Raw genomic sequence first — 24878 nt, 5'->3', positions numbered from 1 at the left:
CTTCGGGTCGAGCGCAACGACCATGGATCGAGCTGGAACATTCAATTCTATTCGCTTCACAACGTTCGGCAACCCTCCCGTTGTTTCGAACGCAACACCCGCCTCGGTCGCCCTGCAGGCTTGCTCCGGATATGCAACGATAGCCGTGCAACTCGCACTTGTCTGAAGACTCAAGACAACCCAACGGGGAGGGAAGATGAGAGAAAACGCCGAGACGCTATTCGTCGCTTCCGAGGACATGGCAACAGCGCTGAATCTACTGGAGAGCATTGAGATTGAGGTCGGTTTCGATAGCGATGACCCTGAGAGCATCGAGCAGGCGATCCTCGCCGTCGAGGAGGCGATCGATACTCGCCTGAAGGGCTATCGCGGCGACGCTCGTGTTGAATCGGCGATCCTTCGCGTCAAGTTCGACTTTAGGTGCGCAATCCTCGATCAAGCCGCGTCCGATGACGCCGATGGGGAGGCCGTCAGCAGCGTCCAGACCCTGCATTGATCGTTTCGAGCCGATGTCGCGTTTGCGGGAAGGCGAATGGGTCATGTCGACCCCGCCCTGATGCCGGTGCTCGGCTGGGTCGTCGGCCAACCCGCATTCGCGCCACGGGGGGATCATCTTGTTCACGTGATTGCGAGCGCCATCCTGACAAATCCGTCGAGCGACGATGTCAAGAAGGCGACGTAGCAGAGTGCGCCTGGTGGTATCGAGGAGGGGGCGCCTGTTGACAAAGGCGGTGAGACGTTGAAGCGGCTGAGCTGTCGTGCTACCCGGCGACCGCAATGGCCAACGCCTCAATCCTGGTCCAAACGAATCCGGTGAACGCCATTCGCAAGAATTGCCGAAGCCTCTCGCACGGTCCTCTCGACGACCTCCTGGGCAGTCGGGATATCCTGAATCAACCCGGCACTTTCGCCTGCAATCACGGCGGCGATGTCGAAATCCCCAGCCTCGCGGGCGTTCGCGTATTTCGCTGACTCCTCGTCGAGGTGACGCAGCAGCTCAATCTCCCGGCCATACCAGCGATCCAGATGCCCATTGCGGAGGCACCGGCCGGTAAACGGAGCGGGCCAAACGTTGCGACGGGAAACGTCGAATACGATGCTTCGCAAGGTGTCGTCGCCAGTCGCGGCGAGAATTCTCGCTTTCGCAGCATCTTTTCCTGCGGACTCCCGGGTTGCATAGAAGCGCGTACCCATCAGCACGCCTGACGCGCCAAGGGCTAGCGCGGCCGCGAGGCCCCGCCCGTCAGCAATGCCACCTGCAGCTACAACGGGAATCGTCGTGCCAAGCGCGTCGACAATTTCCGGCACAAGCGAGAACAGGCCACGCGAAGCTCCGTGACCACCGCCTTCCGTGCCCTGTGCAACGAGGATGTCCGCGCCCGCCGCGAATGCCTCCTTTGCATAGGCCAACGACTGAACCTGGCAGATGAGGATGGAGCCGGCTCCCTTGATCTTTGCCGCAAAGGGCGCCGGGTCCCCGAAGGAGAGCACGACCGCCAAGGGCTTGTGTTCCAGGGCAAGCTCAAGCAGATGCGGACTTTTCGCGAGGCTCCACGTAATGAAGCCAACACCGAAGCGCGTCCCGATGTGCCGTAGCGACTCCAGTTCCCGGCGTAGCCACACCTCATCTCCATACGCGCCGCCCAGAATCCCCAGCCCGCCGGCAGCGCTGACCGCCGCGGTTAGACGCGCGTTGGCAACGAGGTCCATTGGCGCCAGCAGAACGGGGTGTCGAATTCCCAGACGTTCTGTCACTGCGGTGGCGATTGACATATAGCACCCCACATCGATGAGGAAGCGGCTCCTGTCAATGGTGGAACATCGAAGCTTCAAGCGTCAAGGTCAGGCGACTAGCCGGCGCTACCCACTCGTTAGCCGTCCAGACACGCGCGCAACGTCCGCGCGAGACTGGCCGCTTCACCCGGATCGGCGATGTTTGCGAAGCCCATCACAAGGCCGCGCGGCGAGCGCCGCGTGCGGCCGTTCGCGTACCAGATCGAAAGCGGCAGTACGGCCAGTCCTGCTTCGCGGGCGCGCGCAGCAACGGCGACGTCGTCGACCGGGCCATCAGGGCCTTCGGCGAACTGCGCCGCGAACTGGATTCCCCCTGGCGGCAATTCGACGATCAGCCGTTCGCCGAATGCCCGCTCCAGTGCGCGCACGATCAGCACGCGCCGCTCGGCGTATAACGCACGCATGCGCTTCAGATGCCGTGCAAAACGCCCCTGCTCGATGAAGTCCGCCAAAGCGGCCTGCAACAACGTTGGCGAACCAGCGTTCATGCTGCGAGCCACGCGCCCGACACGCTCGACGGCCCGCTCCGGCACCACCGCGTAGGCCAGCCGCAAGCCGGGAAACATCACCTTGCTGAATGTGCCGCAATAGATCACATGATCGTGCCGGTCGAGGCTCTTCAAAGCCGGCAACGGCCGGCCCAGATAGCGGAACTCACTGTCGTAGTCGTCTTCGACGATCCAGCTAGATGCCTGCTCAGCCCAGTCCAGCAGCGCCATACGACGGGCGAGCGACAACGTGTGTCCGAGCGGGCTCTGGTGCGACGGCGTGACCAGCGCGAAGCGCGCCTGCGCGGCCAGTTGTGTGCCGCGCTCGACGTCGATCCCTTCGTCATCGACCGGCACCGCGACAAGCTGTACGCCGGTTTCGGCCAGAAAACCGCGCGCGAGAAGATAGCCTGGGTCTTCGTACCAGACGCTGTCATTCGGGCGGGCGAGACTGCGCAACACGAGTTCGAGCGTTGCACGGTAGCCGCTGGTGACGAACACCTGGTCCGGCAGGCAGGTTACGCCGCGCGACAGCCCGAGATACGTGGCGATGTGTTCGCGCAGCGGCCGGTAGCCGGCTGGGTCCGGGTAGGCGAGCATCGCGCGCTCGCCGCTGCGAGCGCGATGCGCAACGAGCCGGTTCCATGCCTTGACCGGAAACGCGTCGAGCGCGGGCAGCCCCGGTTGCAATGGCCGGGGCTCGCCACTCATCGCGGCCGCAATGGCAAGCTGGCGCGGCGGAGGTTGAACGCCGCGCGATTCGCCTGATGTTTGAGGTGTGATGGCGCGCTTGATACTTTGCGTCCCGCTCGAATCCTTCGCGCCTTGCGCACGCGAGCGCGTTACCGATGGCGGCAGCGAGGGCGATACGAACGTGCCGGCCGCACCACGCATCTGGAGGTAGCCCTCGTCGACCAGGATCGTATAGGCCAGCTCGACCGTGCCGCGCGCCGTGTTCAGCTGCGTGGCGAGGCTGCGCAGCGCGGGCACGCGATCGCCTGGACGCAGATGCCCTGCGGCGATCGCGGTTCTGAAGCGCGCGCAGATCTGCTGGTAGACCGGCAACTGCAGTTGCCGATCGATGTCGACGGTGAATGCGGTGGGCGGCGCGGTCATGAAGGTTTGCCGGCGAGCGGAGCGGAATCGGGATGTCCTGGTCCACTCGCCATTTCTTGGCACTTTTCGGTAGTTCATGATTTTCCCACAATAGCCTCACGCGATGCGATGGCGGCGTGTCCTTCACGCGATTCGACACCCGCCAGCCGCTCTTTCGCGTGTCGACTGACTCTCATCTGGAGAATGTGTCATGAAGATCGTCGTAATCGGTGGTTCCGGCCTGATCGGCTCGCGTGTCGTCACGCTGCTTCGCGAGGCGGGTCACGAAGCGCTCGCTGCGTCGCCGCGTAGCGGCGTGAACGCCGTGACGGGCGAGGGCTTGAGCAACGCGCTGGCAGGCGCGGACGTCGTCGTGGATGTGGCGAATGCGCCTTCGTGGGAGCCTCAGGCGGTGCTCGACTTCTTCCGTACCGCGACGCGCAACCTCGGCAAAGCCGAAGTGGCCGCAGGGGTACGCCATCACGTCGCGCTTTCCATCGTCGGCTGCGACCGCACACCGGAGAACGCGTATTTCGTCGCCAAGGTCGCGCAGGAAGAGGGGGTTGAAGCGGCGGGCGTGCCCTACACGATCGTGCGCGCGACCCAGTTCATGGAATTCATCGGCGCCATTGCGGATTTCGGCACCGAAGGCGGGACGGTGCGTGTTGGCGACGGACTGTTTCAGCCGATAGCCGCGGATGACGTCGCGGCGGCCCTCGCGCAGGTCGCGCTTGCCGTGCCGCTGAACGGCACGATCGATATTGCGGGCCCGGACCGTGAGCCGTTCGCCGGGATCGTCAGACGCTATTTGAAGTCGGTTGGCGACCCGCGCCCAGTGATGACGGATCAGGATGCGCTGTATTACGGCGGTCGCGTCGAGGAGCAGTCGCTAGTCCCGCTCGGCGACGCGCGAATTGGCCGTCTGAGTCTGGACCAGTGGCTGGCGCATAACCAGGGTTGATTTCGGGGCGACACAAAACCTGAATCAACATGTTCGCAACTGCCTTGGCCGGGACCGTCGAATCGACAGGCGTCGAAGCCAGGAGAATAAGCTTTGGGTGAAGCATGAGCACATCAAGAAAAGTTGTCGTCGTGACCGGCGCCTCACAAGGCATAGGCGCTGAAGTCGTCAAGGCGTTTCGCAAGCTTGACTATCGCATTGTCGCGACCGCACGCTCGATCAAGCCGTCGCACGACCCCGACATTTTGAGCGTCGCGGGCGATATCGGTGACCCGGCAACCGCCCAACGCGTGATTTCCGAGGGCATCGCCCGGTTTGGACGGATCGACACGCTGGTCAACAACGCTGGCATATACATCGGCAAACCGTTCACCGAACACACTGCCGAAGACTACGCTGCGGTGATGAACGTGAATATGGCGGGCTTCTATCACATTACACAACTCGCCATTGCTGAAATGGAGAGGCATTCTGGCGGCCATGTGGTCAGCGTGACCGCCAGCGTCGTCGATGCAGCGCACAGCGGCGTGTATTCGGTGCTGGCAGCGCTGACGAAAGGCGGTCTGAACGCGGCCACAAAGTCGCTGGCGATCGAGTATGCGAAGAAAGGGATACGCGTGAACGCAGTCGCACCGGGGATCATCAAGTCGCCGATGCACGCACCGCAAACCCATGTGGCACTGGGCGCCTTTCATCCACTGGGGCGCATGGGCGAGATGAGCGATATCGCCGATGCGATTCTCTTCCTTGATCGTGCACCGTTCATCACGGGCGAAATTCTGCACGTCGACGGCGGCCAGAGCGCAGGCCACTGAAGTCTACGGGCTCGCAAGCCGGTGCCGCTTTTCGATACGGCCTGCTGATCAATTGTCGTGACGCCGCCAAAGTCAGCCCAGTTCGCTCTCGCTCTCCGCGCGCAGCACTTCGACGAAAGTCTGCTGGACGGCCGTGCCGAGCCAGTCGGTGCGCACCGTATAGCCGACCTCGCGGCTTGCTCCCGGCAACGCCAGGTCCAGCGCGACCAACTCGCGCCCCGGGTAAGCGTCGCGAATCTGCGCGCGCGAGAGCAGCGTCAGGCAATCGCTTTCCATGAGCATGGCCAGCATCATGGCGAGCGAACTCGTTTCGAGCACCGGAGGCGGCTTGACCGGCAACTGCGCAAAGATCGAATCGATCACCGCGCGGCGCGGTACGTTGTGCTGCGGCATGACCCAGTCGTGGTCGGCGAGATCGGCCAGGGCAACGGTCTTGCGCCGCGCCAGCCGGTGCCCCTTGCGCACGGCTACCACATAGGGGTCCGCAAAGAGCTCCGTTTCCTGCACCGACCCCGCGAGGCGGGGCTCGCGCAGCCCGCCCACGATAATGTCGATCCCGCCGCCGCGCAGTTCGCGCAGCAATTGTGCGTGGGAGCTTTCTTCGACCGTGACGCGTGCGGCGGGGTAACGCTCGCGCAGCCTCTGGATGGCCCGTGCAACGAGGCGCGGCGGCAACAACGGCAAGACGCCAATCGCGACCTTGCCGGTCAGTTGCCCGCGGGCGTACGCCAGTTCGTCCACCGCCTGTGCGACTTCATAGAGCGCAAGGCTCAAACAGCGGGCGAACTCGATGCCCGCGGGGTTCGCCGACACGCTATGCACGCGCCGCCGGTAAAGCGCCACGCCGACGTTCTGCTCGATTTGCCGCGCGGCCCGATGCACCGCGGGCTGCGAGATCCCCAGTGACAGCGCGGCCTCGGCTGCCGAACCCGCTTCGGCGATCGCGATGTGGCAGCGGACCTGCGCGTCGGTCAGGCGGCGGCAGATCTTTGCTGCGTTCGCCTGCGGCTCATCGGTCAGGTTCATCACGGCGCGCTCCATCTGATCGAGCATGCGGCGCACGCGCCGCTGCACGATGAGGCCCTCGCCGGTCAACTCGCTGCCGCCGAAGCCGCGTTCGAACAGTTGACCGCCAAAGCTTGTCTCGAGCTTGTTGATCGCCATGCTGACCGCCGGCTGGGTGCGTCCCGCGCGCACTGCAGCCTGTCCGATTCCACCGGCTTCGCACACCGCATCGAACAGAAAAAGACGCCTTAAACGCGCCAGATCATCGTCCGATGATGCCTGTCCGTCCGCCCCCATCGCGCCTCCCGATACACCAATCCAAAACCCTTAGCTTAACGCAAATTTATGAGCTGGGCCTTACTTCCAATTGAGGTCTCGGACCCGATCGCGATTACAGTTACGTTCAATTCAGCAGGGCATTTCCAGTCAGGAGCACTTCATGTCCGTCGTCATCGACACGCACACGCACGCAATTTCCCCGGATAAACAACGCTATCCGCTCGCGCCGGTCGGCGGCCACCAGTCCGAGTGGTCGGCGAAGCGCCCAGTCAGCTTTGAAGGTCTGCTCGCATCGATGGACGAAGCGGGCATCGACCGCGCCGTGGTGGTGCAAGCGTCGACGGTCTACGGCAACGACAATAGTTATGTGGTCGAGGCGGTGCGCAGCCATCCGGACCGTTTCGCCGGCGTATTTTCGATCGACGTGCTGGCGAGCGACGCCGTCGCCCAGATGCAGCGCTGGCTCGACGCGGGTCTCTCCGGTCTGCGTCTTTTCACGACCGGCAGCACGATGCCGGGGCAGGCGGGGTGGCTGGACGACGAGCGCTCGTTCCCGGTTTGGGACTACGCGCAGCGTCACAACGTGTCGATTTGCCTGCAAATGACCGCGCAAGGCATTCCGGCGCTGCTGAACATGCTCGCGCGCTTTCCGGACATCCGCGTGCTGCTCGACCACCTCGCGCGCCCCGAACTCGCCGGGGGCCCGCCCTATGAAGCCGCCGCGCCGCTCTTCAGCCTCGCCTCGCATCACGGCGTGTACCTGAAGCTCACGAACCGCACGATCGCCGAAGCGGGCCGTGGCGCCTCCACGCCGGCCGCGTTTTTCCCGCGCGTGCTCGACGCATTCGGTGCGAGCCGCATTGCGTGGGGTTCGAATTTTCCGGCCGCCGAAGGCGCGCTGCCGGAGCTGCTCGCCCAAGCTCGCGAGAGCCTCTCCATGCTGCCCGCCGACGCGCAGGAGGCGATTTTCGGCGGCACGGCGCGAACCGTCTATCCGGCGCTCGCCGCTTGATTCGCCGATTTCGTTTGCAACAGGAATACCCGATCGTGAGCACTCCAACGCAACCGCTGGTCTTGAAGGCCGCGCTGAAAACCTATCCGCATACGCGAGCGCTGAAAGCGGGCGAATTGACCGATCCGGCCGTCGACCTTCGTTTCGAGGACGTCGAGCCCATTCACCGCGCGTTCGCACCGATGGCGCGCCGCCAGGTGTTCGATGTCAGCGAATTGGCCATCGTCACCTATCTTCAGGCGAAAGCGTACGGCAAACCGGTTGTGCTGCTGCCCGCCGTGGTGGCCGCGCGTTTCCAGCAAGGCTGCCTCATTTACGATGCGCAGCGGGCCAAACCGGACATCGCCCAACTCGCAGGGAAGCGCATCGGTGTGCGTACCTATGCGCAGACCACGGGCATGTGGGTGCGCGCCATTCTCGGTGAAAGGTACGGCGTGCCGCTCGAGAAGATCGAATGGGTGACAATCGAGGGCGGGCATCTGGAAGAGTATGCTGATCCCGCCTTTGTGCGCCGCGCCGAAGCGGGCAAGCAGTTGTTGCCGATGCTTCGTGCGGGCGAGATCGACGCAGCGATCCTCGGCAACGATCTGCCGGAAGGACCGGAATTCAAGCCGCTGATCGACAACGCGGCGGCAGCCGACCTCGAGTGGTACGGGCTTCACCGCTATGTGCCGATCAATCACGTGGTCGTGGTGACGCGTGCGCTGGCGGAGTCGAACCCGCAAGCCGTTCGTGCGGTGTACGACCTGCTCAAGCGCGGCAAGGAATCGGTCGCTGCAGATAACGCCGGGAAAGCCGACAAGCTGCTGTTCGGCTATGACGCACTGCGCGGGCCGCTCGAAGAAACCCTTGGGTTTTGCGAGCAGCAGGGGCTGCTGCCGCGCAAGCTGACCGTCGATGAAATATTTGCCGACAGTCTGGCCATTCTGGGCGACGCCGCGTACTAATGCGCCGTTCGTCCGCTTCACGAGTTTTGAGCGAATCTGAATTCGCCGCAGTCTGTCAAGGAGACACCATGAGCCTGCCGGGCAAATCCACCGCCGCGAAAACGGGGGAATCCAGGGAACGTCGTCCGTTCTATCTCGACCTGTCGTTCCAGGTGCTGGCCGGTATGGCGCTGGGTGTGGCCACGGGGTACTTCTTCCCGAAGTTCGGCATCAATCTGCAACCCGTAGGCGACGCCTTTATCCGCATCATCCAGATGCTGATCGGCCCGATCATTTTCTGTACCGTATGCAGCGGCATTGCGGGCGTGAATGACTTCAAGAAGGTCGGCCGTGTTGCGATCAAGGCCCTCTTCTACTTCGAAGTGGTGACCTCGCTCGCACTGGTGCTGGGCCTCGTGGTCGTCAATGTGCTCAAGCCCGGCGTGGGCATGAATGTGGACTTGCACGGCATTCACTCGGCCGCTGTCGATACCTACGTTGCCAAGGCGCATCACGTCGTCACGACCAGCGAATTTCTGCTCAACGTGATTCCGCACACGGCGATCAGCGCGTTCGCCGGTGGCGACGTGCTGCAGGTGCTGTTCTTCTCGGTGCTGTTCGCGTTCGGGCTGGCCGCAATCGGCGAACGTGCGCAGCCCGCGCTGAATCTGATCGAGTCGGTGTCGGGCGCGCTCTTCTGGATCATCGGGCTGACGATGAAGATCGCGCCGCTCGCCGCGTTCGGTGCGATCGCATTCACGGTCAGCAAATTCGGATTCGGCACGCTGATCTCGCTCGGCAAACTCGTGCTCGAGTTCTATCTGACCTGTGCGCTGTTCATTCTGCTCATTCTCTGGCCGATCGCGAAGGTCAATGGCTTCAGCCTGCTGCGGCTGATGCGCTATATCGGCGCGGAGTTGCTGCTCGTGATCGGTACGAGTTCGTCGGAAACCGTGTTCCCGCAACTGATCGACAAGCTCGAGCGCCTCGGCTGCGAGAAGTCGGTGGTCGGTCTGGTTCTGCCGACGGCATACACGTTCAATCACGACGGCACGTGCCTGTATTTCGCCGCCGCGGCGGTGTTCCTCGCGCAGGCTACCAATACGCCGATGAGCTGGCACGATCAGCTCGTCCTGCTCGCAGTGTTGCTGCTCACGTCGAAGGGGGCGGCAGGCGTGTCCGGTGCGGCCATTGCGGTGCTCGCAGCGACGCTTACCGCATCGAACACCATTCCGGTCGAATCCATCGCATTGATTCTCGGCATCCATAAGGCGCTTTCCAGCGGGTTTGTGTTCACCAACATCGTCGGCAATACCGTGGCGACTATCGTTGTCGCGAACTGGGAAAAAGCGCTGGACCGCGTCGCACTGCGCCGGGAACTGAAAACAGGCTTCAAACCCGTTGTCGCCTCGTCGGGACGCCTCAATCAGACCAGCAGCGGTCACGCGGGCAATTAGCCGCATGTGAGCGCGTGCGCTGGCGGAACCGGCGACCCGATCCCGCCAGCGCGAAGTCACCGTCACGAAGGGTTGAAGTCATGTTATGTAGTTAGTTATACGAATCGTATGGGAGATCTTGCGTATCTCATGCGATGCAAAAAAATCACAATCTTGGAGACATACGATGAAAATAGCCGCGTGGAGAAGCGTTGGGGTTGGACTGTCACTGGCCGCCGGCGCGGTGCCCGCTTATGCACAGAGCAGTGTCCAGATTTATGGCACGGCAGACGGCGGCGTGCGTTACCAGACGAACGCGGTAAAGGGCGGTGGCACGGTGGTGACCATGAATTCGAACGGCTACTACAGTTCGAACAAACTGGGATTCCTGGGCACGGAAGACCTGGGTGACGGGTGGAATGCTCACTTCCGGCTGGAAAGCGGCTTCAACCTTGGCAATGGACAACTGGACAACACGACTAACACCTTGTTCAATCGCCAGTCCTATGTTGGCATCGGAAACAGAAAATACGGGTCGATCGACCTCGGGCGCCAGTACACGATTTCGCACGACATCATCAGCATTTACGACCCGTTCGGCTTTCACTACACGCCGATCCTGCCGCTGACCCAGGCGTCGGACGGCACGCGCAACAACAACGCCATCAAGTACAAGAACGACTTCGGGCCGCTGTTGTTCGAGGTAGACAATTCGTTTGGCGGCGTGGCGGGAAATTTCGCCAGCGGCGCAACGCGCTCGGTCGGCATGAGTTATAGCGCGGGCCCGGTTAGCGTGGGCGGCGTGTACGGACATCGCAGCATTCTGACCGGCACGGCTTATGTTCCGGACAGCTACTACATGGGCGGCGTGGCCTACAGCATCGGTCCGGTTCGGGTGTCGGGCGGCTTCATGTCCGAGGACCTGCAAAACCCCGCCGCACCGCACCAGGTGACAAACAACGCGTTCGGCGGTCTGTCCTGGACGATCTTGCCGAACCTGATTTTCGATGGCGGCTACTACCAGACCACCGTGTCGACCGACAAGGCGAGCCGCCGCGGCATTTCGATCATTTCGCTCGCCTATTTGCTCTCCAAGCGCACGACGCTTTACAGCGCAATCGACTACACGTCGTACAAGCACGCGGTGGTCAGCACGTTGAACCCGGCCGGCGCGTCGAGCCAGACCGCCGTGACCGTTGGCCTGGACGTGCTGTTCTAGCCGCAGTGACACAGCAGGGCGCGTGTAAGACACGCACGCGCCGAATTTCCCAGGAACCCATCATGATCATCGACATCCACGGCCACTACACGACCGCGCCCAAAGCGCTGGAAGCCTGGCGCAACAAGCAGATCGCGGCGATCGGTCAATCGTCGCGCGGCCCGAGTCCCTCCGAGCTGCATATCAGCGACGACGAACTGCGCGACTCGATCGAAACCAACCAGTTGCGGCTGATGCGCGAACGCGGGCTCGATCTCACCGTGTTCAGCCCGCGCGCGAGCTTCATGGCGCATCACGTCGGCGACTTCGAGGTGTCGAGCACCTGGGCGGCGATCTGCTACGAGTTGTGCTATCGCGTGAGCGAGTTGTTTCCGCGGCATTTCATTCCCGCCGCGATGTTGCCGCAAAGTCCCGGTGTGGATACGGCGACATGCATTCCCGAACTCGTGAAATGTGTCGAGCAATACGGCAACGTCGCGATCAACCTGAACCCCGATCCTTCCGGCGGGCACTGGACGAGCCCGCCGCTCTCCGACCGCTACTGGTACCCCATCTACGAGAAGATGGTCGAGTACGACATTCCGGCCATGATTCACGTGAGCACGAGCTGCAACGCGTGTTTTCACACCACCGGTGCGCACTATCTCAACGCGGATACGACGGCATTCATGCAATGCCTGACGTCGGACCTGTTTAACGACTTTCCCACGCTGCGTTTCATCATTCCGCATGGCGGCGGTGCGGTGCCGTATCACTGGGGCCGTTTTCGCGGCCTCGCGCAGGAAATGAAAAAGCCGCCGCTGGAAGCGCATCTGCTCAACAACGTGTTTTTCGATACCTGTGTCTATCACCAGCCCGGAATCAATTTGCTAACCGAAGTGATTCCCGTCGACAACATCCTGTTCGCGAGTGAAATGATCGGTGCCGTGCGCGGCATCGACCCATACACGCAGCACTATTTCGACGACACGAAACGCTATATCGAAGCCGCCGACATGACACCCGATCAGCGCTTCAAGATTTACGAAGGCAATGCACGCCGTGTCTATCCGCGGCTGGACGCCGCCCTCACTGCCCAAGGACGTTGACCATGTATGAACCCGGAGTGGTGTATCGCAACATCACGCGTGCGGACAGCCGTGCCGCCGAGGCGCTTGGCGCGCTCGGCAGCGCCACGGTGCACGAAGCGATGGGCCGCAGCGGCCTGCTCAAGCCTTATATGCGGCCGATTTATCCCGGCGCGAGCGCGTCGGGCACCGCCGTCACCGTGCTGCTGCATCCCGGCGACAACTGGATGCTGCATGTGGCCGCCGAACAGATTCGGCCTGGCGACATCGTGGTGGCCGCGCTGAGTGCCGATTGTACGGACGGCTATTTTGGCGATCTGCTCGCCACCAGTTTCAAGGCGCGTGGCGCGCGCGGACTCGTCATCGATGCGGGCGTGCGCGATGTCAACGTGCTGACCGACATGCGCTTCCCGGTGTGGAGCCGTGCGATCTCGTCGAAAGGCACGATCAAGGCCACGCTGGGTTCGGTCAATGTGCCGGTGGTTTGCGCGGGCGCGCTGGTCACGCCCGGCGATGTCGTCGTGGCGGATCACGACGGCGTGGTCGTGGTGCCGCAAGCCATGGCGGCGCAAACGCTCGAGAACGCAAGCAGGCGCGAGGCGAACGAAGGTCAGAAGCGCGCTCTGCTCGCCTCCGGTGTACTGGGACTCGACCTATACCAGATGCGCGAGCCGCTGGAAAAACTGGGGCTGCGCTACATCGACTGACCCGCACGGCCAGCAGGCGCATCAGATCCGCCGTGACGAACAAGAAAAAGGAAGCAGGAACATGACTGGCCGACGCAAGTTTCTGAAAGAGGCAATCGTTACGGGCACGGCTGCCGTGCTGGCAAAGCCTGGCGCCAGCGCTGCGCAGTCCGCGGCAGACAAGGCCCCGGCGGTGGAGCGCCCGCACGCTGCGCTGGCCGCGGCCGAGACACTGGCGCCTTCGCTCGACGAAGCGCCCGCCGCCGATTCCGCGCACATCGGCAATCCGGGCTCGGATTTCATGGTGGATTTGCTGCGCATCGCCGGTATCGACTATGTGGCGGCCATGCCGGGATCGACCTTTCGCGGCATCCACGAGTCGATCGTCAACTACGCGGGCGACACGCATCCGCAATTGATCGTGTGTACGCACGAGGAGGCGTCCGCGGCGATCGCGCATGGTTACGCGAAAGTCGCGGGCAAGCCCATGGCGTGCCTCGTCCATAGCACGGTCGGGTTGCAGCACGCCTCGATGGCGATCTACAACGCGTGGTGCGACCGTGTGCCCATAATGGTGCTCGCGGGCAATATTGCCGACGCCACGAAGCGCCGCCCTGGCGTGGAGTGGTATCACACGGCGCAGGACCTTGGCGCGCTCGTGCGCGACTATACGAAGTGGGACGATTACCCCGTGTCGCTCCAGCACTACGCCGAGTCGTTCATGCGCGCTTACACGATGTCCGTCACGCCGCCGATGGAGCCCGTGTTGATCGTCGCCGATACCGAACTCCAGGAGCAGCCCATTGCCGATCCGCGCGATATGCGCGTACCGCCGCTGCGCGAAGCCACGCCACCCGTTGGCAGCCCGGATGCGCTCGCGGCGGCCGCGTCGCTCCTGTGCGGCGCGAAAGCGCCGGTCATCGTGGCCGATCGGGCGGTCAGAACGCAGGACGCGATGGACACGCTCGTCCAGATCGCCCAGGCGCTGAACGCACCCGTGATCGATCTGCTCGGGCGCATGAATTTCCCGACCAACCACTACCTCAATCATTCGTCGCATCAGGCGCGGCTGCTCGCTCAGGCGGACGTCATTCTTGCGCTGGAAGTCGCCGATGTCTGGGGATTGACGGCAACGGTGCCCGACACCATTAGCCGCCCCTCGAAGCCGCGCACGAAGGGCGACACCCAGGTCATCAGCATTTCCACGGCCTACCTGTACGGCAAGTCGAACATGCAGGACGCAGAGCGCTATTTCGCGGCCACGTTACCCATAGCCGGTGACGCGCAAGCGTCGTTGCCCGGATTGTTGCGCGCCGTCCTCGCTGCGATGACACCGGCGCAACGCAGCGCCGCCGCCGCACGCGAACAGCCACTGAAACTGGCGTTTGAAAAGATGCGCAATGATGCACGCGAGGCCGCGACGCGCGCATGGGATGGCAGCCCCATCAGCACCGCCCGGCTGTGTCAGGAGGTGTGGAATGTGATCCGGCATGAGGACTGGGCAATGGTCTCGCCGCCCAACCCGATCAGCATGTGGCCGCAACGGCTATGGGATTTCACGAAGACCTGGCAGTTCATCGGTTCCGGCGGCGGCTACGGCGTTGGCTATGGCGCACCCGCCGCCGTCGGCGCAGCGCTCGCGCATCGCGACGCTGGCCGTATCGCGGTCAATATCCAGACCGACGGCGATTTGATGGTGCTGCCGGGTGCCCTCTGGACGGCAGCGCATCATCGCCTTCCGTTGCTCACCGTGATGCACAACAATCGCGCCTGGCATCAGGAGACCATGCATATCCAGCGCATGGCGAGCCGCCGCGACAGGCATCCGGAAAGAGGGACCATCGGCACCGTGCTTCACGATCCGCCAATCGACTACGCCGCAATGGCGCGAAGCATGGGCATGTGGGCCGAGGGCCCGATATCGGAGCCCGCCGATCTCGGACCGGCACTCGCACGCGCGATGGAACAGGTCAAAAGCGGCAAGCCTGCACTCGTCGATGTGCTGACTCAACCCAGATAACCGAGGTGCCGATGAAAGTGCATGACCGTTCAACCGTGCGCGCGGCAATGACACTTGCAGCAGCGATTGGCTGCGCATGGCCGATTGCGTCGCGCGCCGATGCGAATGCCGAAATCGAGGCCGGGCGCGCGCTATACATGCAGAAGGGCTGCTACGAATGCCACGGCATGTTCGGGCAAGGCAGTATCACGACCGGACCTGCGCTGGCGCCGCATCCGATACCGCTGTCGGCCATGCAGGCTTATGTGCGCAATCCCAAAGGCCAGATGCCGGTCTTCAGCGCAAAGATTCTCTCCGATGACGATATTGCACGCATTCACGCGTATCTCGCGTCGGTGCCGCAGAATCCGCCTGCCGACAGCATTGCGTTATTGAGCAACGGAGCGTCTTTAGGAAGCCACCCCAGCAGCGAAGCATCGGTTGCCAAGCCGTCTGAGCGAGGCCCATCGATCTATGCAGCGAATTGTGCCGCGTGCCATGGCCAGAGCGGAGAGGGCGGAATCGGTCCTGCGCTGATCGGCATTTCGAGCCGCTTTCAAATATCGGATATCGAAGCGCGTATTCGGGAACCAACCGGCATCATGCCCACATTGTTTCCCGCGCCTCTCAATGCTGGAGATGTGCGGGAGGTCGCACGTTATGTGGCGTCCTTGAAGGGCTCGCAATAAGGTGCCCCGTATCGGGAATATGCGCGATCGGTCAGCACGTGGAACTGACCGTGTTTCCCACCGTTCGCGCATCGTGACCGCATTCACGATGCACATTAATTCGACATGCGAATTTTGTGCACAGATCAATCTATGACGACCCGGCGCGAAACGTCGGCATTCTACGAATTTCGTTCAGCACCCAGATCGCACGGGACGAGAGCGGCCACTCGGCACGATGGATCAGCCACAAGGTATCGACGACTGGCGCGCCACATTCGATCACGCGAATGGCGCCTGCCTGTGCGAACGCTTCACGCGCGTGCCGGGGAATCACCGTAAATCCCAGTCCGCGCGCGACAGGTTCGAGGATCAACGAGATCTGGTTGCTGAACCCATGCTGCGGCAGGCTCAGCACACCCGGATTGGCGGGAAAGTGGCGGGCCAGGTGTCGTGTGGCCATGGCTTGTCCGTCCGGATGATCGATAAAGCCCAGCCGCTCGAGATCCGCCCAGCCTTTCACGTCCTCACCGGCAGGAACCACGAGCTCGAGCGGCTCCTCGGCGAAGGGTTCGGCGGCAAGGCGTGCGTCGTCGGGCCGGAGCGTGACGAGGCCGAGTTCGTATCGCTTGTCGAGCACCGCTTCGCGCGTTTCGGGATCGGGCGCGAACCGATGGCGGATCACGAGGCCCGGATGGGCCCGTTGCAAATCGAGCAGCAACGGATAAAGCGCCAGTCCCACGCTGCCCGGCGTGATGAGGCTGACTTCGCCGCTGTCGACCGTGGCGTCGGACAGCCGCGCCTGCAGACGCTTATGTGACGCTTCGACCTCGTTGTAGTAGTCGAGCAGCGCGGCCCCGGCCGGCATCAGTTCGAACTGGCGACCGCGCCGGATCAGCAGCGGTCCCAATTGTGCCTCGAGGTGCTGCACGTGCTGGCTGACGGCTGCCTGCGTCAGTCCCAGCTGGTTGGCGGCGCGCGTGAAGCCGCCCAGTTCCGCCACGCAAGCGAACGAGCGCAGCCATTGGGGGTTGAGCATAACGAATTCTTATCCAATCGATAAGAATGCATTAGAGCAGATTTTAGCGGACAGGGGCTACGCTTGTGGGATCGACGTTTCAGGAGCTTTGATCATGTCTCGACCCTATCCGCGCAGTTTTTCCCACATTGGTCTTTCCGTGACCGACCTCGACGCCGCCGTCCGCTTCTATACCGATGTCATGGGGTGGTATCTGATCATGCCGCCGACCACGATCACGGAGGACGACAGTGCGATCGGCGTGATGTGCACCGACGTGTTTGGTGCGGGCTGGGGTTCGTTCCGCATTGCGCACCTTTCGACGGGGGACCGTATCGGCGTGGAAATCTTCGAGTTCCGCAACGCGCAGAAGCCTGAGAACAACTTCGAGTACTGGAAGACGGGCGTCTTTCATTTCTGCGTTCAGGACCCGGATGTGGAGGGGCTGGCCGCAAAGATCGTCGCCGCCGGCGGCAAGCAGCGCATGCCGGTGCGCGAATATTTCCCGGGCGAGAAGCCCTACCGGATGGTCTACATGGAAGACCCGTTCGGCAACATCCTGGAAATCTACAGCCATAGCTACGAGTTGACCTACTCGGCCGGCGCCTACCAGCAATGACAGGGCCGGGCATGCATGGCGCGACGCAACGCGCGGAGCACCGGGCGTGGACCTGGCACACCAGCCCGGAGCCGCTGGGCCTGAAACTGGCGCGGGTTCCTGTGCCGGTTCCTGCGGCGGGCCAGGTCCTCGTGCGTAATGCTGCGATCGGGCTGAATCCGGTCGACTGGAAAGTGCTGGGCGGCGCGCTCGTGAACTGGCAGGCAGGCCACGTGCCGGGCGTCGATGGCGCTGGCGAAGTGGTGGCGCTCGGCGAGGGCGTCAGCGCTGACCGACTCGGCCAACGCGTGGCCTATCACACGAGTCTGCATCGCGACGGCAGCTTCGCGGAGCACACGCTGGTGGACGCGCGAGCGCTACTGTGTCTCCCCCATGCGCTCGACTTCGAAACGGCAGCGAGCTTCCCCTGTCCGGCGCTGACCGCCTGGCTCGCGATCGACAAGGTGCCGGTGAAGCCCGGGCAGCCGCTGCTCGTGAGCGGTGCAGGCGGCGCGGTCGGACAGTACGTGATTCAACTCGCCGCCGCGCGTGGCTTTGCCGTGACCGCCATGGCCAATGCTCGGCATCGGGACCGTCTGCTTGCGCTCGGGGCGAAAGATTGCGTCGACGGGCCGCTCCCCGACGGCGAAGCATGGACGGGGGGGCGGCGTTATTTCGCAGTCCTCGACACGGTCAGCGGCGATCACGCCACGCGTATGGCGGCCGCGCTGCGGGCCAACGGTCATCTGGTCTGCATCCAGGACCGCGTGCCGCAATGGCCGTGCGAGCCATTCGGTTTGACGTTGTCGATGCACGAAGTGGCGTTGGGTGCGCTGCACGTGCATGGCGACGACGGTGCATGGTTGCAGTTACGGCGCGCGGGCGAACGGATGCTGGGTGAAGTGTCCGAGGGACGCATGCAGCCACAGGGGCGCGTCGTGCACAAGTTCGACGAGCTGGCCCAACTGCTCGATACGCTGAGGAACCGGAATTTCTCCGGTAAACCGGTGATCCGCGTGTCGTAGTCGCCATCACTCGACCGCAAGGAGAATTCGATGGATGTTCGAGTCACAGAAGTTCTGGCGCTGTACCACGCCCGTATGCAGCAAGAGCGCAGCCAGCCGCGAGTCGAAGCGCCCGGCGGGCGCGACGGTGGTCACGACCAGCGCATGCGGGCCGTTTCGCCGGAAGCCGGGCAACTGCTCAACATTCTCGCGAAGAGTCTTGCTGAACCCGTCATCCTCGAACTCGGCACCTCGTTCGGGTATTCCGGCATCTGGCTGGCCGAAGCGGCGCGCGCCAGCGGTGGCCGGCTCATCACGATGGAGCTGCACGACTACAAGTCGCACTACGCCCAGGACATGGCGGCGAAAGCGGGGCTCGCGGACTGGATCGACTTCCGGATCGGCGACGCCGTGCAGCTGATCGGCGAGCTTGCGGGTAAGGTCGACTTCGTGTTCGTGGACCTGTGGAAGGATCTCTACGTGCCTTGCCTCGAAGCGTTCTATCCGAAGCTCAATCCCGGCGCGATCGTCGTCGCGGACAACATGCTGCGCCCCGGGTCCGAGGACGTGCGCGCCTACGGGCAGGCAATTCGCGCGAAGCCCGGCATGCGCAGCGTGCTGCTGCCTGTGGGCACCGGCATGGAGGTCAGCCGCTACGAAGCCGGCTTCTGACGATAGCCGGCATGCCTCGATGTAGCGATCGGACCCGTTCTCCGCCGTTCCTAATTTCTTGCGAATTTGATTTGCATAATGCCGCAATCGGGCGTGGACCGCGCTCTCGGTATTAAGGCCTTTCCTATGCAAATCCTGCTTTCCGTGCCTCGTTGGACCAGCGTTCTGTTTCTGGCTTGTGCGTTGGCGGCGTGTTCGCACGAGCAAAAGAGCGCTCAGAAAAAAGTTCAGACGGTGTCCGTGGAAACGGTCAAAACCGTGCCTTTTGCGCAGTCTGCGTCGCTGCCAGGGCGTGCGACGTCGTTCCTGACCTCGCCGGTCACGCCTCAAGTGACCGGCGTGATCCAGAAGCGTCTGTTCACCGAAGGCAGCGTGGTGCACGAAGGCCAGGTGCTCTATCAGATCGATCCCGCGCCGTATCAGGCGACCTACGACGCCGACAAGGCCAACCTCGAAAAAGCGCAGGCGGCACTGCTGTCGGCTCGGCCGATCGCCGAGCGCGACCGCTCTCTGGCCGCCATCGACGCGATCAGCAAGGAAACGCTCGAAGACGCGGAAGCGACGCTCAAGCAGGACGAGGCGACGATCGACGAGGACAAGGCCGCGCTGGAAAGCGCGCGCATCAATCTCAACTACACGCGCGTGACGGCGCCCGTGACGGGCACGATCAGCGCGTCGACCTATACGCCCGGCGCGCTGGTGACGGCGGACCAGACCACGGCGCTGGCGACCATCTACGCCTACGACCCGATGTATCTCGACGTCACCGAGTCCAGTACGGACGTGCTCGCGCTGCGCAAAAAGCTCGCGAGCGGCGCCTACAAGACCGACGCGAACGGCAACGCCAAAGTCAGGATCACGCTGGAGGACGGCACCGCCTACGCACACGAAGGCACGCTGCAATTCGCGGGCGTGGGCGTCGATGAAACCACGGGCACCGTGACGTTGCGCGTGATCGTGCCGAATCCGGAAAAGCTGCTGTTGCCGGGCGAATATCTGCACGCCGTCATCGATCAGGGCATCAACGAAAACGCAATCCTCGTGCCGCAACAGGCGGTGGCCCACGATCAGCGCGGCAACGCGACGGCGCTGATCGTCGACGGCGAGAACAGGATCGAGCAGCGTACGCTGATGCTCGCGGGCACGGCGAACAACAACGAGTGGGTCGTGACGGGCGGCCTCGCGGCGGGCGAGCGCATCGTCGTCGCCGGGTCGCAGTTCGTGAGCGTCGGCGATACGGTGAAGGCGGTTGAGGCATCCGAATCCAGTCAGGAAGCCGCGGCCGACGCGGCGTCCACGCCCGTGGCGAACTGAGGAGCGAAAGCATGCGTATCGCTCATTTCTTTATCGATCGGCCGGTTTTTGCGTGGGTGCTCGCGATTCTGGTGTCGTTGGCCGGCGCGTTTGCGATCACGCAATTGCCGCTCGACCAGTATCCGGACATCGCCCCGCCGACCATCCAGATCACCGCGACCTATAACGGCGCGTCTGCGCAGACCAATCAGGACGCGGTCGTGCAGGTCATCGAACAGCAGATGGTCGGGCTCGACAATCTGATGTACATGTCCTCGTCAGCGAACTCCGAGGGCAATATCTCGATCAAGCTGACGTTCTCGGCGGGCACGAATCCGGACACCGCGCAGGTGCAGGTGCAGGACCAGCTCCAATCGGCCAATGCGCTGCTGCCGGAAGAGGTGCAGGAAAGCGGCGTGACGGTGCGCAAGGCGTCGCCCGATACCTTCCTCGTCTTCAACCTCGTGTCCGAGGACGGCAAGATGAGCAAGGCGGCCATTGCCGACTACCTGTACAGCAACCTCGAAGAGCAGATCGAGCGCCTGCCGGGCGTCGGCCAGGCGCAGCAGTTCGGGTACGAATACGCGATGCGGATCTGGCTCGATCCGAACAAGCTGCAAAAGTACGCGCTGATGCCCTCCGACGTCGTCACGGCGATCGACGCGCAGAACACCGACGTGGCGGCGGGCGAAGTCGGCAATACGCCGGCGGTCAAGGGCCAGGAACTCGACGCGACGATCACGGCGCGCAGCCGCCTGACGACCGCACAGCAGTTCCGGGACATCGTGCTCAAGACCGGGACCAATGGCTCGCAGGTGCTGCTTGGCGACGTCGCGCGCGTCTCGCTCGGCCCGCAGGCCTACACGGTGGAAACCAACTTCAACAACAAGCCTGCTTCGGGTCTGGGTCTGCAACTCGCGCCGGGTGCGAACGAAGTGCAGGTCGACAAGGAAGTGCACGCCTTCCTGAGCAAGCGCGCAGCAAGCTTTCCGGCGGGGCTGAAGGTCGAATATCCCTACGAGATGGTGCCGTTCATCAAGACCTCCATCGAGGAAGTGGTGAAGACGCTCGCCGAGGCCATCGTGCTCGTGGTCGCGATCATGTTCCTGTTCCTGCAGAACCTGCGCACCACGCTGATTCCGGCCATTGCGGTGCCGGTCGTGCTGCTCGGCACCTTCGGCATCCTGGACGTGCTGGGTTATTCGATCAACATGCTGACGATGTTCGGCGTGGTGCTCGCGATCGGCCTGCTGGTGGACGACGCGATCGTCGTGGTCGAGAACGTCGAGCGCCTCATGACAGAAGAGCACCTCTCGCCGCGCGACGCGACGAAGAAGTCGATGACGGAAATCAGCAGCGCGCTGGTCGCCATTGCGATGGTGCTCTCCGCCGTGCTGTTGCCGATGGCGTTCTTCGGCGGCTCGACCGGCATCATTTATCGTCAGTTTTCGGTGTCCGTGGTTTCGGCGATGGCGCTTTCCGTGGTGGTGGCGTTGACGTTCACGCCCGCGCTGTGCGCAACGATTCTGAAAGACGGGCACGAGAAGCCCAAGGGCCGGTTCTTCAGCAGCTTCAATCGCGGCTTCGACGCCTCGACGAGCAAGTACCGCCGCGCCGTCGACAAGATGCTCCACCATCGCAAGCCCGCGATTATCGTCTACGCGTTGCTCGTTGTGGGCGCTGGGCTGCTGTTCGTGCGGTTGCCGACGTCGTTTCTGCCGACCGAGGATCAAGGCGTGCTGATGGTGACGGTGACCGCGCCCGTTGGCGCAACGCGCGAGCGCACTGAAGCGACGATGGCGAAAGTCGAAGACTATCTGCTCAAACAGCCGGCCGTGTCCGAGGTGTTCAACGTCGCCGGTTACGCGGTCGGCAGTAACGGCCAGAACGTCGGCATGATGTGGGTGAAGCTCAAGGACTGGAGCCAGCGCACAGCGGTCAACGACACGGCGCAGGGCTTCGTCGCCAAGGCTTCGCGCGATCTGTCGCAGCAGATTCGCGACGCCAAGGTGTTCGTGCTGCAACCGCCGACGGTGCGCGGGCTGGGTATCAGTTCGGGCTTCGATATGCAGCTCGTCGATGAAGGCGGTCTTGGTCACACGGCGCTGGCCGCCGCGCGCGACAAGCTCATCAGGATGGCGAATCAAAGCGGCGTTGTGCGTCAGGTGCGCTTCAACGGTCTGGCCGACACGCCGCAACTGTCGCTCGACATCGACGACCACAAGGCGAGCGCAATGGGACTCACGCTCAGCGACGTCAACACGACGATCGAAGACGCGCTGGGTGGCGAATATGTCGACGAATTCCTCGATAACCAGCGCATCAAGAAGGTCTACGTGCAGGGCGACGCGCCTTTTCGCATGACGCCGGAGTCGCTGGAACAATGGTACGTGCGCAATGCGTCGGGCACGATGGTGCCGTTCTCCGCGTTCGCGACTTCGCACTGGACCTTCGGGCCGCCCGAACTCGACCGCTACAACGCCGAATCGTCGTTCGAGATTGTCGGCGATCCGGCGCCCGGCGTGAGTTCCGGTCAGGCGATGAAAACCATGGCGGATCTCGTGGCCAAACTGCCCAAGGGTATCTCGTTCGCGTGGACGGGGCTGTCGTATCAGGAGCAGTTGTCAGGCGGGCAGGCGCCGTATCTTTACGCGGTTTCCGTGCTGTTCGTATTCCTGTGTCTCGCAGCGCTCTATGAAAGCTGGTCGGTGCCGCTGGCCGTGCTGCTGATCGTGCCGCTCGGGGTGTTTGGCGCGGCGCTCGGCACGACGCTGCGCGGTCTGTCCAACGATGTTTACTTCCAGGTGGGGCTGCTCGTGACGGTGGGCCTGTCGTCGAAAAACGCGATTCTGATCGTTGAATTCGCCACGATGCTCGAAAAGCAGGGCGCCAGCACGCTCAAGGCCGTCGAGCAGGCGGTCGCATTGCGGATTCGGCCGATCATCATGACCTCGCTGGCGTTTCTGCTCGGCGTCGCGCCGCTGGTCGTGGCGACCGGTGCGGGCGCGGCCGCGCGCCAGTCGATCGGCACGGGTGTGTTCGGCGGGACACTGGTTGGCACGGTACTCGCCATTTTCTTCACGCCGCTGTCGTATTTCATGGTGCGCAAGCTGAGCGGCAAGGGCGGCTCGCCAGGCGGCCGCGGTGGTCCGGGTGGTCGTGGCGGGGCCGGTGCGCCCGAAGGCGATTCGGGTTCGACGGGCGCGCAAGCTCAGGCGGGCGTCCCGGAGCACGCTGCGCAGGAAACCGCAGAGAGCGAGGCATATGCGTTGTCGGTGAACGGAGGTGAGGCATGAAGCGCGCAGTCCACTGGATGCTGGCCGGCGCGGCCGCCGCGGCGCTGAGCGCGTGTATCGACCTGTCGCCCTCGTATCAGCGGCCCGCCGCGCCGGTCGCGGCGGCGTGGCCGGAGGCAGCCTCTGCGCCAGCGTCCGGCACGGCCGCTGCCGATATCGGCTGGCGTACGTTCTTCGTCAATCCGCGCCTGCAACGCACGATCGCGCTCGCGCTGACGAACAACCGCGACCTGCGTATCGCAATTCTCGACATCGAAAAGGAGCGCGCGGAGTACCGGATCGAGCGGGCTTCGCTGTTTCCGGAAATCGACCTTGGCGGCTCCGAAGACGCTGGCCGCACGCCCACCTCCGTGAGCCGGGCGCAATCCGGCGAGTCGGCCACGACGAGCGGCGCGACGGGCAAGACCTCGCACATCTACAGCGCGAGTCTGGGCTTTACCTCGTACGAACTCGATCTGTTCGGACGCGTGCGCAATCTGAGCAAGGCAGCGTTGGAGACCTACCTCTCGTCGATCGAAACACGCCGCAGCACGCAGATCAGCCTGGTTTCGGATGTGGCGAGCGACTGGCTGACGCTGGCCTCGGACAAACGCCTGCTGGTGATCGCACAGGAAACCTTGACGAGCCAGCAGCGCACGTTCGATCTGGTGGATCGCGAGCATGCACTCGGTGCGGCGAGCGCGCTCGACGTCGAGCAGGCGCAGGCAAGTCTGCAATCCGCGCGCAACTCAGTCGCGCAGGCGCAGACCACGGCGGCACAGGCGCGCAACGCGCTCGAACTCGTCGTGGGCGCACGTGTGCCGGACGCCGATCTGCCGGATGCGCAGGTCGATCCGGTCTCCAGCATCACGACAATTCCCGCGGGCATCCCATCGTCCGTGCTGCAACGTCGCCCCGACGTGCTGGCTGCCGAACACACGTTGAAGGCCGATAACGCCGACATTGGCGCCGCGCGCGCGAACTTTTTCCCGACCATCAGCCTGACTGCCGCGCTGGGTTTCGAAAGTCCCGCGCTGGCGCAGCTTTTCACGGGCGGCAATCGCAGCTGGTCGTTCGAGCCTTCGGCGGTCATTCCAATCTTCAATGCCGGCGAGAATCGCGCCACGCTCGACGCCGCCAAGGTGACCGTGAAAATCGATATCGCGACCTACGAGAAGACGATTCAAACCGCCTTCGAGGAAGTGGCGAACGCGCTGGCCACGCGCGAGACCATCGACGAACAGCTCGACGCCCAGACGCGCACAGTGAAGGCCGATCAGCACGCCTACGACCTGACGATGGCGCTTTACCAGCAGGGCGGCGACAGCCTGATCGACGCGCTGACGCAACAGCGCTTGCTGTATTCTGCGCAGCAATCGCTGGTTGCCACGCAGCTTTCGGCGCAAACCAGTCTCATCACGCTTTACGCGGCGTTGGGCGGTGGTCTCGATCCCGCGGATTCCGGTGACGCGACGGCCGCTGCGGGCCAGCACTAAGGAGCATGAAGACGCACTGAGTGGCGTCTGCCGAGGTAGATATGATGTCCGGACGTTTCCAGAAAGAACGGT

22 protein-coding genes are annotated in these 24878 nt (G+C 63.3%); 18 read left to right on the top strand and 4 right to left on the bottom strand.

The annotated features are described in order from the left end of the window. Window positions 1–196: 196 nt before the first annotated feature. A complete protein-coding gene (locus U5A65_RS36540; RefSeq protein WP_321916206.1) occupies window positions 197–496 on the top strand; it encodes a hypothetical protein in 300 nt (99 codons plus the stop codon). A 36-nt stretch (window positions 497–532) separates the two neighbouring features. After that, window positions 533–682: a hypothetical protein gene (locus U5A65_RS36535; RefSeq protein ID WP_321916207.1), complete on the top strand. Its 150-nt coding sequence runs from the start codon at window positions 533–535 to the stop codon at window positions 680–682. A gap of 107 nt (window positions 683–789) precedes the next feature. Here U5A65_RS36535 and U5A65_RS36530 read toward each other — a convergent pair whose 3' ends face one another. Both U5A65_RS36530 and U5A65_RS36525 read right to left on the bottom strand, forming a co-directional pair. Further along, a complete protein-coding gene (locus U5A65_RS36530; RefSeq protein WP_321916208.1) occupies window positions 790–1773 on the bottom strand; it encodes a nitronate monooxygenase in 984 nt (327 codons plus the stop codon). 98 nt (window positions 1774–1871) lie between these two features. Continuing rightward, entirely contained in the window at window positions 1872–3398 is a 1527-nt protein-coding gene (locus U5A65_RS36525) for a PLP-dependent aminotransferase family protein (protein WP_321949280.1), read from the bottom strand. A 190-nt stretch (window positions 3399–3588) separates the two neighbouring features. Between U5A65_RS36525 and U5A65_RS36520 the strand changes: the two genes are divergently transcribed. Both U5A65_RS36520 and U5A65_RS36515 read left to right on the top strand, forming a co-directional pair. Next, window positions 3589–4338 carry an SDR family oxidoreductase gene (locus tag U5A65_RS36520; protein ID WP_321949279.1) on the top strand — a complete coding sequence of 250 codons (750 nt, stop codon included), beginning with the start codon at window positions 3589–3591 and terminating at the stop codon, window positions 4336–4338. 104 nt (window positions 4339–4442) lie between these two features. After that, window positions 4443–5153, top strand: a complete 711-nt coding sequence (locus U5A65_RS36515) for an SDR family oxidoreductase (RefSeq protein WP_321949278.1) — start codon at window positions 4443–4445, stop codon at window positions 5151–5153. 72 nt (window positions 5154–5225) lie between these two features. Here U5A65_RS36515 and U5A65_RS36510 read toward each other — a convergent pair whose 3' ends face one another. Continuing rightward, window positions 5226–6455 (bottom strand): LysR family transcriptional regulator, encoded by a 1230-nt coding sequence (locus U5A65_RS36510; RefSeq protein ID WP_321938644.1) that lies wholly within the window; start codon window positions 6453–6455, stop codon window positions 5226–5228. Window positions 6456–6597: 142 nt separating this feature from the next. Here U5A65_RS36510 and U5A65_RS36505 point away from each other — a divergent pair, with 142 nt between their 5' ends. From U5A65_RS36505 to U5A65_RS36470, 8 genes are all read left to right on the top strand, one after another. Further along, the gene (locus tag U5A65_RS36505) at window positions 6598–7449 is read left to right on the top strand and encodes an amidohydrolase family protein (protein WP_321949277.1); all 852 of its coding nucleotides are present in this window, start codon (window positions 6598–6600) and stop codon (window positions 7447–7449) included. A 35-nt stretch (window positions 7450–7484) separates the two neighbouring features. Next, window positions 7485–8396 (top strand): hypothetical protein, encoded by a 912-nt coding sequence (locus U5A65_RS36500; RefSeq protein WP_321949276.1) that lies wholly within the window; start codon window positions 7485–7487, stop codon window positions 8394–8396. 68 nt (window positions 8397–8464) lie between these two features. Next, on the top strand, window positions 8465–9832 hold the full coding sequence (gene dctA, locus U5A65_RS36495) for a C4-dicarboxylate transporter DctA (protein WP_321916215.1): 1368 nt from the start codon (window positions 8465–8467) through the stop codon (window positions 9830–9832). 166 nt (window positions 9833–9998) lie between these two features. Continuing rightward, a complete protein-coding gene (locus U5A65_RS36490) occupies window positions 9999–11030 on the top strand; it encodes a porin (protein WP_321916216.1) in 1032 nt (343 codons plus the stop codon). 62 nt (window positions 11031–11092) lie between these two features. Continuing rightward, window positions 11093–12118, top strand: coding sequence for an amidohydrolase family protein (locus U5A65_RS36485; protein WP_321949275.1), 1026 nt, complete (start codon window positions 11093–11095; stop codon window positions 12116–12118). A gap of 2 nt (window positions 12119–12120) precedes the next feature. Further along, a complete protein-coding gene (gene ligK / locus U5A65_RS36480) occupies window positions 12121–12804 on the top strand; it encodes a 4-carboxy-4-hydroxy-2-oxoadipate aldolase/oxaloacetate decarboxylase (RefSeq protein ID WP_321916218.1) in 684 nt (227 codons plus the stop codon). A 61-nt stretch (window positions 12805–12865) separates the two neighbouring features. After that, window positions 12866–14803, top strand: coding sequence for a thiamine pyrophosphate-binding protein (locus tag U5A65_RS36475; protein WP_321916219.1), 1938 nt, complete (start codon window positions 12866–12868; stop codon window positions 14801–14803). An 11-nt stretch (window positions 14804–14814) separates the two neighbouring features. Then, window positions 14815–15471, top strand: a complete 657-nt coding sequence (locus tag U5A65_RS36470) for a cytochrome c (protein WP_321949274.1) — start codon at window positions 14815–14817, stop codon at window positions 15469–15471. A 130-nt stretch (window positions 15472–15601) separates the two neighbouring features. Here the strand turns inward: U5A65_RS36470 and U5A65_RS36465 are convergent, their stop codons facing one another. Further along, a complete protein-coding gene (locus tag U5A65_RS36465) occupies window positions 15602–16489 on the bottom strand; it encodes a LysR family transcriptional regulator (protein ID WP_321949273.1) in 888 nt (295 codons plus the stop codon). 94 nt (window positions 16490–16583) lie between these two features. Here U5A65_RS36465 and U5A65_RS36460 point away from each other — a divergent pair, with 94 nt between their 5' ends. The 6 genes from U5A65_RS36460 to U5A65_RS36435 all read left to right on the top strand — a co-directional run bounded on the left by U5A65_RS36460 (window position 16584) and on the right by U5A65_RS36435 (window position 24806). Further along, a complete protein-coding gene (locus tag U5A65_RS36460) occupies window positions 16584–17087 on the top strand; it encodes a lactoylglutathione lyase family protein (RefSeq protein ID WP_321916221.1) in 504 nt (167 codons plus the stop codon). Between the two features lie 11 nt (window positions 17088–17098). Beyond that, window positions 17099–18091: a zinc-binding dehydrogenase gene (locus U5A65_RS36455; RefSeq protein ID WP_321949272.1), complete on the top strand. Its 993-nt coding sequence runs from the start codon at window positions 17099–17101 to the stop codon at window positions 18089–18091. A 30-nt stretch (window positions 18092–18121) separates the two neighbouring features. Further along, on the top strand, window positions 18122–18742 hold the full coding sequence (locus U5A65_RS36450; RefSeq protein WP_321949271.1) for an O-methyltransferase: 621 nt from the start codon (window positions 18122–18124) through the stop codon (window positions 18740–18742). 240 nt (window positions 18743–18982) lie between these two features. Then, window positions 18983–20056, top strand: coding sequence for an efflux RND transporter periplasmic adaptor subunit (locus U5A65_RS36445; protein WP_321949270.1), 1074 nt, complete (start codon window positions 18983–18985; stop codon window positions 20054–20056). Between the two features lie 17 nt (window positions 20057–20073). Next, window positions 20074–23331: an efflux RND transporter permease subunit gene (locus U5A65_RS36440; protein ID WP_415766284.1), complete on the top strand. Its 3258-nt coding sequence runs from the start codon at window positions 20074–20076 to the stop codon at window positions 23329–23331. Next, window positions 23328–24806, top strand: a complete 1479-nt coding sequence (locus tag U5A65_RS36435; protein WP_321949268.1) for an efflux transporter outer membrane subunit — start codon at window positions 23328–23330, stop codon at window positions 24804–24806. Before U5A65_RS36440 ends, U5A65_RS36435 begins: the two co-directional genes overlap by 4 nt. Window positions 24807–24878 lie beyond the last annotated feature (72 nt).

The organism is Paraburkholderia sp. J10-1, from assembly GCF_905220165.1.
GTDB lineage: Bacteria > Pseudomonadota > Gammaproteobacteria > Burkholderiales > Burkholderiaceae > Paraburkholderia.
Note: the sequence above shows the minus strand (reverse complement) of the source record. Positions and strands in the feature narration are given on the sequence as shown.

Coding starts and splice junctions, on each gene's coding strand:
- U5A65_RS36485 (WP_321949275.1), top strand. CDS start 11,093: ATGATCATCGACATCCACGGCCACTACACGACCGCGCCCAAAGCGCTG.
- U5A65_RS36515 (WP_321949278.1), top strand. CDS start 4,443: ATGAGCACATCAAGAAAAGTTGTCGTCGTGACCGGCGCCTCACAAGGC.
- dctA (WP_321916215.1), top strand. CDS start 8,465: ATGAGCCTGCCGGGCAAATCCACCGCCGCGAAAACGGGGGAATCCAGG.
- U5A65_RS36535 (WP_321916207.1), top strand. CDS start 533: ATGGGTCATGTCGACCCCGCCCTGATGCCGGTGCTCGGCTGGGTCGTC.
- U5A65_RS36470 (WP_321949274.1), top strand. CDS start 14,815: ATGAAAGTGCATGACCGTTCAACCGTGCGCGCGGCAATGACACTTGCA.
- U5A65_RS36465 (WP_321949273.1), bottom strand. CDS start 16,489: ATGCTCAACCCCCAATGGCTGCGCTCGTTCGCTTGCGTGGCGGAACTG.
- U5A65_RS36475 (WP_321916219.1), top strand. CDS start 12,866: ATGACTGGCCGACGCAAGTTTCTGAAAGAGGCAATCGTTACGGGCACG.
- U5A65_RS36455 (WP_321949272.1), top strand. CDS start 17,099: ATGCATGGCGCGACGCAACGCGCGGAGCACCGGGCGTGGACCTGGCAC.
- U5A65_RS36450 (WP_321949271.1), top strand. CDS start 18,122: ATGGATGTTCGAGTCACAGAAGTTCTGGCGCTGTACCACGCCCGTATG.
- U5A65_RS36490 (WP_321916216.1), top strand. CDS start 9,999: ATGAAAATAGCCGCGTGGAGAAGCGTTGGGGTTGGACTGTCACTGGCC.
- U5A65_RS36520 (WP_321949279.1), top strand. CDS start 3,589: ATGAAGATCGTCGTAATCGGTGGTTCCGGCCTGATCGGCTCGCGTGTC.
- U5A65_RS36510 (WP_321938644.1), bottom strand. CDS start 6,455: ATGGGGGCGGACGGACAGGCATCATCGGACGATGATCTGGCGCGTTTA.
- U5A65_RS36540 (WP_321916206.1), top strand. CDS start 197: ATGAGAGAAAACGCCGAGACGCTATTCGTCGCTTCCGAGGACATGGCA.
- ligK (WP_321916218.1), top strand. CDS start 12,121: ATGTATGAACCCGGAGTGGTGTATCGCAACATCACGCGTGCGGACAGC.
- U5A65_RS36460 (WP_321916221.1), top strand. CDS start 16,584: ATGTCTCGACCCTATCCGCGCAGTTTTTCCCACATTGGTCTTTCCGTG.
- U5A65_RS36435 (WP_321949268.1), top strand. CDS start 23,328: ATGAAGCGCGCAGTCCACTGGATGCTGGCCGGCGCGGCCGCCGCGGCG.
- U5A65_RS36530 (WP_321916208.1), bottom strand. CDS start 1,773: ATGTCAATCGCCACCGCAGTGACAGAACGTCTGGGAATTCGACACCCC.
- U5A65_RS36505 (WP_321949277.1), top strand. CDS start 6,598: ATGTCCGTCGTCATCGACACGCACACGCACGCAATTTCCCCGGATAAA.
- U5A65_RS36525 (WP_321949280.1), bottom strand. CDS start 3,398: ATGACCGCGCCGCCCACCGCATTCACCGTCGACATCGATCGGCAACTG.